Source organism: Streptomyces rectiviolaceus, assembly GCF_039533825.1.
Classification (GTDB): Bacteria; Actinomycetota; Actinomycetes; order Streptomycetales; family Streptomycetaceae; genus Streptomyces; species Streptomyces rectiviolaceus.
This window is the reverse complement of the sequence record NZ_BAAAUG010000092.1, coordinates 54,582-60,845: the sequence shown is the minus strand read 5'-3', so window position 1 is coordinate 60,845 and position 6,264 is coordinate 54,582. Positions and strand designations below refer to the sequence as shown.

The 6,264-nt window shown below is 73.3% G+C and carries 6 protein-coding genes; 5 read left to right on the top strand and 1 reads right to left on the bottom strand.

Annotated elements, in window-relative coordinates; genetic code table 11:
- Together ABD378_RS26020 and ABD378_RS26015 are read left to right on the top strand one after the other, a co-directional pair.
- On the top strand, window positions 1-991 hold a 991-nt coding region (locus ABD378_RS26020; protein WP_344524339.1), incomplete at its 5' end, for an FUSC family protein.
- A gap of 37 nt (window positions 992-1,028) precedes the next feature.
- Window positions 1,029-1,679, top strand: a complete 651-nt coding sequence (locus tag ABD378_RS26015) for a MarR family winged helix-turn-helix transcriptional regulator (RefSeq protein WP_344524337.1) — start codon at window positions 1,029-1,031, stop codon at window positions 1,677-1,679.
- A gap of 18 nt (window positions 1,680-1,697) precedes the next feature.
- Here the strand turns inward: ABD378_RS26015 and ABD378_RS26010 are convergent, their stop codons facing one another.
- The gene (locus tag ABD378_RS26010) at window positions 1,698-2,474 is read right to left on the bottom strand and encodes a FadR/GntR family transcriptional regulator (RefSeq protein WP_344524335.1); all 777 of its coding nucleotides are present in this window, start codon (window positions 2,472-2,474) and stop codon (window positions 1,698-1,700) included.
- 158 nt (window positions 2,475-2,632) lie between these two features.
- On the opposite strand from ABD378_RS26010, the gene ABD378_RS26005 reads away from it, so the two are divergent.
- The 3 genes from ABD378_RS26005 to ABD378_RS25995 all read left to right on the top strand — a co-directional run bounded on the left by ABD378_RS26005 (window position 2,633) and on the right by ABD378_RS25995 (window position 6,225).
- A complete protein-coding gene (locus ABD378_RS26005; RefSeq protein WP_344524333.1) occupies window positions 2,633-3,910 on the top strand; it encodes a M20 family metallopeptidase in 1,278 nt (425 codons plus the stop codon).
- The gene (locus ABD378_RS26000; protein ID WP_344524331.1) at window positions 3,907-5,346 is read left to right on the top strand and encodes an aldehyde dehydrogenase family protein; all 1,440 of its coding nucleotides are present in this window, start codon (window positions 3,907-3,909) and stop codon (window positions 5,344-5,346) included. Before ABD378_RS26005 ends, ABD378_RS26000 begins: the two co-directional genes overlap by 4 nt.
- Window positions 5,347-5,418: 72 nt before the next feature.
- Complete coding sequence (locus ABD378_RS25995; protein WP_344524329.1) at window positions 5,419-6,225, top strand: SDR family NAD(P)-dependent oxidoreductase; 807 nt, start codon at window positions 5,419-5,421, stop codon at window positions 6,223-6,225.
- The last annotated feature ends 39 nt before the right edge of the window (window positions 6,226-6,264 follow it).

The window sequence follows — 6,264 nt, the reverse complement described above, 5'->3', positions numbered from 1 at the left end:
GCTCGCCACCGGCAACCGCACGGCGGCGCGCCGCGCCCTGGAGCGCCTGGTGATCCGTGGAGAGGAGGCCCTGGCGGCGCCATCGGAGGCGGACCCCGCCCAGCTGCGTGCCTTGGCGGCAGGTCTGCGCGGCACGGGCGCTGTGCCGCGCCCCTGCGACGTACGGCCCGAGGCGGACGACGAACTCCTCGGAGTGGAAGCCGAGTTGGCGGCGAGTTCGGACAAGGGCTCCCTGTGGCGGCGCCTGGGCCCCGGATCGCCGCTGCTGCCCATCGCGCTGCGCACGGCCGTCGGCTGCGCGCTCGCGGGGTACGCGTCGCTTGCCCTCGGCGTCGGCCGCCCCTACTGGGCGCTTGTCACGGCGGCCTCGCTCTACCAGGCCAACGTCACGCTCACCTGGAACAGGGGAGTGCAGCGCGTGGTCGGCAACCTCGTCGGAGTGCTCGCCTTCGCCGCGATCGTCCCGCTGGCCCACCTCAACCATGCCGCGCTGATCGTCTGCTGCCTCGCGCTCGCCTTCGGGGCGGAGGCGCTGATGGCCCGCAACTACTGGCTGGGCAGCGTGTGCGTCACGCCCATGGCGCTCCTGGTCACCGAGTTCGCCCGATTCCAGCAGCCCGGAGAGCTGATCCTCGACCGGGTCGTGGACACGTGCGTCGGCGCGCTGCTCGGCGTCGTCGCGGCGATCGCCGTCACCAACCGGCGCGCCGCCGACCACATCGAGCTGGCCATCGACGCCACGGACCGGGCCCGCGCCCGCGCCGAACAGGCCCTGGCCGCCCCGCTCCCCATCCCCGGCACCCTGCGCCCGGCGCGCCGAGGCCTGACCGCCGCCCTCGTCGACCTGCGCACCGCCCATGACGCCGCGGCCGGCGAATGGTGGCAGCGCGCCCTGCCGGAGCAGCGGGTGATGGTCGCCGAGCAGGCCGGACACCGTACGCTCGCGGCGACGGTACGCGGCATGGAGTACGGCGAACGCGTACGGGTGTGACGAGCCGGGCGACGCGGAAGGGCGAGGACAGGGGCGCATGAGGAACGGGAGCGAACGGGACGCGGCGGCAGATGCCGTGGCCCGTGCGGGAGACGGTGCGGCGGGCGGCGCCACGGACAGTGCGGCGGGCGGCACCTCGGGTACCGCGGGCGCGACGGGCAGTGGCCCGGGGGTACCCCGCGACACCGTCGCCGCCGTCGTGCGGCAGTGGCAGGCGGTGCGGCCGGACATCGACACAGGCCCGATGGAGGTCATCGGCCGCATCAACCGCTGCGCGGCCCTCCTGCAGCAGGCCGAGGACGCCCCGCTGCGCCGCGTCGGCCTGAACCGCCCCGAGTTCGACCTCCTCGGCGCGCTGCGCCGCACCGGCCACGAACTGACCCCCGGCGAACTGGCCCGCGAGACCTTCTCCTCGGGCGCCGCCGTCACCAAGCGCCTCAAACAGCTCCAGGAGCGCGGTCTGGTCGACCGGCGCGCCGACACGCGAGACCGCCGTGTCTCGCACGTCGGCCTGACCGAGACGGGCCGCGACCTGGTCGACTCGATCCTGCCCGACCAGCTGGCCTACGAGACCGTGGTCCTGGCGGGGCTCGACGAGGGCGGCCAGGGTCAACTCAGCGACCTTCTGGGTGAGTTGCTCAGCCAGTTGGAGGGGCGGCTCGGTCTTTCACCGGGGTTCCGTGGGTGAGGGCCACTCCTCGCCCTGTCAGTGGTCCTCGACGGACGCGGCCAGCAACTCCCGTGTCTCGGGCTCCACATGATCCGCGTAGTACTCGTGCAGCGCCGTGCGTCCCAGGCGGGCGGCGAGGGGCCCGTCGCCCGCGGTGATCGCTGCGAGGACCTCGCGGTGATGGGCTATGGAGCGCTCCATCCAGGCCGTGGTGTCCGTGACCCCCGCGATCTTCTTCTCGATGACCTCGACCACCGCCTCGTGCACGGCGCGTGCGCACAGGCCCAGGAGGGAATTGCCGCTCGCCTCGGCGATCGCGCGGTGGAAGAGCGCGTCCGCCTCGCTGAAGGCGTGCAGGGACGCCGGGCCGCTGCCGCTGAGGGATTCCATGCGGGTGATCTGCTCGCGCATCCGGGCGAGGTCGGCATCGCCGTGCAGACGCGCCGCAAGACGGTTGCTCTCGGCGTCCAACGCCATGCGGAACTGCACCAGTTCGCCGAGCGTGGCCACGCTGGAGCGGGTGAGGCGGCCCAGGGCCTGGCTGAGGTTGTCGGGCGATACGCCGAGCACCTCGGCCCCCAGCGGGTCGCCGGGGCGGGAGCGGATCAGGCCCGCCGACTGCAGGACGCGCAGCGCCTCGCGGACCGTGGAGCGCCCCACGCCGAATCGGTTGACCAGCTCGCGCTCGGCGGGCAGCCGGGAACCGGGAGGCAGATCACCGCTGAGGATGCGCTCCTCGATCTGCTCCGCCACCCGCTGATAGGCGCGAACGGGTGTGACCGGCCGGAACAGGTCGGTGTCGTCGGCGGCCATCGGCCCGCCCCCTCCACGGTACGTAGCTGACTCGCGATGACGGCGCGGGAAAACCAAGATCTGGTGGTTGACCCGGCCGTGAACGTGGAGGCAGAGTACGGGAACTCAACTGGTCTGACCAGTCGACTGGCTTGGCGGTCGGCCGACTTGGAGGTTCCATGCACACCAGCTCAGGGCATACCGCTTCAGGGCACACCGCCTCAGGGCCCACCGGCTCGAGCGCGCCCGTCGCCGACCCGCCCGTCGACTCCGCCGCCGTCGTCGCCTTCACCCAGGATCTGGTCCGGCTGCGTACGGTCAACGCGGCCGGGGCCACCGAGGTCGAGCGGCCCGCGGCCGAACTCGTCGCCCGGCTCTTCACCGAGTTCGGCTGGACCTACGACGTGGTGGAGGTCGCGCCGGGACGGCCCAACACCGTCGCGGTCATCGAGGGCGGGGGAGGCGAAGGCCCGACCCTGATGTTCGAAGGGCACATCGACGTCGTCACGGAGGGCGATCCGGGGGACTGGAGCGTCGATCCCTACGGCGCCGAGATCCGGGACGGCAAGCTGTGGGGGCGCGGCTCCGCCGACATGAAGTCCGGTGTCGCGGCAATGATCTACGGCGTGCGGGCCCTGCAGCTCGCAGGGCCCTTCCCCGGCCGCGTCGTCCTCGGTGTGCTGTGCGACGAGGAAGGGCTGATGCTCGGCGCGAAGGCGTTCGCCGCCACGCCGCTCGCGCGTGAGGTGGACGGGGTCATCGTCTGCGAGCCCGAGGGGTACGAGGTGTGCACCTCCGCCCGTGGCGGCATCCGGCTCCGGCTCGACCTCGACGGGGTGATGGCCCATGGCGCCATGCCGCAGGAGGCCAAGAGCCCGATCGTCGCCGGGGCGCGCATCGTCGAGGCGCTCGGCCGCGTGCAGGACTGGGCCCAGGAGCGGTACGGCACCCATCCGCACGCCGGGAGCGTGACGGTCACCCCGACCGTCCTGCACGGCGGGGACCCGGACCAGCTCAACGTCATCCCGGCCCATGGGCTCGTCGGCATCGACGTACGCACGATCCCCGGCACCGACCACGCCGAACTCATCGAGCGAGTGCGGGAGTTCGCGGTCGAGGCGGCCGGGAGTGTGGGAGTGGGCGTGGGGCTCACCGTCGTCGACGACCGGCCCGCCATCGAGATCGCCGACGACCATCCGGTGGTCGCCGCGCTCGTCGACGGACACCGTCAAGTGCACGGCAGCCCACCGCCGTTCGGTGCCGTGCCCGGCACCACGGACGGAACGATCCTCACCCGCGACGCAGGACTGCCGACCGTCGTCTACGGCCCCGGCGGCAAGTGGATCGCCCACCAGAAGGACGAGTTCGTCGAGGTGCGCGAGATCGTCGAGTACACGCGGGTGTACGCCGCCGCGGCGCGCTCCTTCCTGAACGGCGCCACCGGAGGTGCGCGATGACCTGTCCCGAAGGGCTGCCCGTCGGGGACGGCTGGGTGGCAGCGCCCGCCGACCGACCCGTGCGTTTTCCGTACGACGGCAGTGAGATCGGCGTGGCGCCGGTCGGCGACGAAGACCTCGCGGGGCGGGCCGTCGAGCATGCCGCCGCGGTGCGCGTGAGGGTCGGCAGGCTGACCGCCGGGGTGCGGCGGCAGGTGCTCTCCGGGGTCGCGGCGGCGCTTGCCGACGCGGCGGGCGACCTCGTGGACCTGCTCGTCCTCGAGACCGGGAAGCCGCGGGTCGACTGCGAGGTCGAGATGCGGCGCGCCGTGGCCACCTGGCAGTCGGCCGCGGACGAGGTGGCCCATCTGCACGGCGAGACCGTGCCGCTGGATCTCCAGCCCTCCGGGGAGGGCCTCTTCGGGTTCTGGACGCGCAAGCCCGTCGGCGTCGTGGTCGGCATCGCGGGCTTCAACTACCCGGTCCTGCTTGCCTCCCACAAGATCGCACCTGCGCTCGCCGCGGGCTGCCCGGTGATCGTCAAGCCCGCACCGGCGACACCGCTCGCCACCCTGCGGCTCGTCCATCTCGTACGGGAGCGGCTCGTGGCGGCGGGGGCGCCCGCCGCAGCGGTGCAGCTCGTCACCGGGGACGCGGAGGTCGGCCGTACGCTCACCACGCATCCGGAGGTCGCCGCGGTGTCCTTCACCGGGTCCGCAGCCGTCGGCCACCACATCGCGCGGGACGCCGCGCCCCGCAAGGTGGTCCTCGAACTCGGCTCCAACGCGGCGCTCGTCGTGGCCGCTGACGCCGATCTCGACGCGGCTGCCGACGCGGTGGTGCGCGGCGGGTTCTACGCCTCGGGGCAGGCCTGCATCTCCGTACAGCGGGTCATCGTCGTGGCCGCTGTCGCGGAGGAGTTCGAGAAGCGCCTCGTGGAGCGGCTGCCTGACGTGGTGGTCGGCGACCCCCGGGACCCTCAGACGCGCGTCGCGGCGCTCATCGACGAGACGGCGACGCGGCGGGTGCTCGACTGGGTCGGACGGGCACGGGCGGCGGGCGCGCGGCTCGTGGCCGGAGGGGTCCGTGACGCGGGCGGCCGGTGCATCACCCCGACCCTGCTCGCGGAGGTCCCCGACGGCGAACCCGCCTGGGACGAGGAGATCTTCGGCCCGGTCGTCTGTCTGCGCACGGTGCCGGACCTGGACACCGCGTACGACCTCGTCAACGCGAGCCGCTACGGCCTGCACGCGGCCGTCTACACCAACGGTCTGCGGGCCGCGCTGGAGGCCGCGGACCGTCTGGAGGTGGGCGGCGTCGTGGTGAACGAAGTCCCCGGCTACCGCAGCGACATCGCCCCGTACGGCGGTGTCAAGGACTCGGGCATCGGCCGCGAGGGCCCCAGGTTCGCGATCGAGGAACTGACGGTGACGCGGATGGTTGTCGTCCGGCCCTAGGGCCTTGGCCCCCAGGCCCTCAGTGAACAGCGGTCGGTCACCCGAAGCCCCGGCAAGAGAGGCATCACCACCATGGATTACGGCAATCTGTTCCGGCTCGACGGCCGCCGCGTCGCGGTCGTGGGCGGCGCGAGCGGCATCGGCCGCGAAGCCGCCCGCGCGTTGGTCGCCCAGTGCGCGCACGTCATCGTCGCCGACCGGGACATGTGCCGCGCCGAGCGGACGGCGGCGCTCGCGGTGGGGGAGGGCGATGCGGCGCCGGACCGGCGCACCGGCACCGCCGCCGCCAACCCCCTGGACGTCCTGGACCCCGACGCCGTCCGTGCCGCCGTCGCCGCATGGGAGCCGCTCGACGGGCTCGTCGTCACCGTCGGGGCCAATGTGCGCAAGCGCATCGCCGACTACGGCCTCGACGAGTTCGACCGCGTCATCGCGCTGAACCTGCGCTCCTATCTCACGCTCATCCAGGCCGTCGCCCCCGGCATGGCCGAGCGCGGCCGGGGGAGCGTGGTCGGGTTCGCCTCCATGCGGGCCTTCCAGGTGGAGCCGGGGCAGGGGCCGTACGCCGCGTCCAAGGCGGGCCTCGTCCAGTTGCTGCGGACCGCCGCCGCGGAGTGGGGGCCGCAGGGCGTGCGGTTCAACGCGGTCGCGCCCGGCGTCGTCCGTACTCCGCTCACCGATCAGATCGCCGCCGACCCCGCATGGTTCGATGCCTACGCCCAGGCCTCCGCGCTCAAGCGGTGGGCGCGCGCCGACGAACTCGCGGGCGCCGTCGCCTATCTGGTGTCGGACGCGTCCACCTTCGTCACCGGCACCGTGCTGAGCGTCGACGGCGGCTGGACCGCGGGACCCACCGTGAAGTACGTCATGGGGCAGTGATGTTGGATGGTCGGCATGACGACGAACAGCGCGCCCGCG

Bases quoted from the DNA above. Each gene is read 5' to 3' on its own strand.
- ABD378_RS26015 (WP_344524337.1), top strand. From the start codon at position 1,029: ATGAGGAACGGGAGCGAACGGGACGCGGCGGCAGATGCCGTGGCCCGT.
- ABD378_RS26010 (WP_344524335.1), bottom strand. From the start codon at position 2,474: ATGGCCGCCGACGACACCGACCTGTTCCGGCCGGTCACACCCGTTCGC.
- ABD378_RS26005 (WP_344524333.1), top strand. From the start codon at position 2,633: ATGCACACCAGCTCAGGGCATACCGCTTCAGGGCACACCGCCTCAGGG.
- ABD378_RS26000 (WP_344524331.1), top strand. From the start codon at position 3,907: ATGACCTGTCCCGAAGGGCTGCCCGTCGGGGACGGCTGGGTGGCAGCG.
- ABD378_RS25995 (WP_344524329.1), top strand. From the start codon at position 5,419: ATGGATTACGGCAATCTGTTCCGGCTCGACGGCCGCCGCGTCGCGGTC.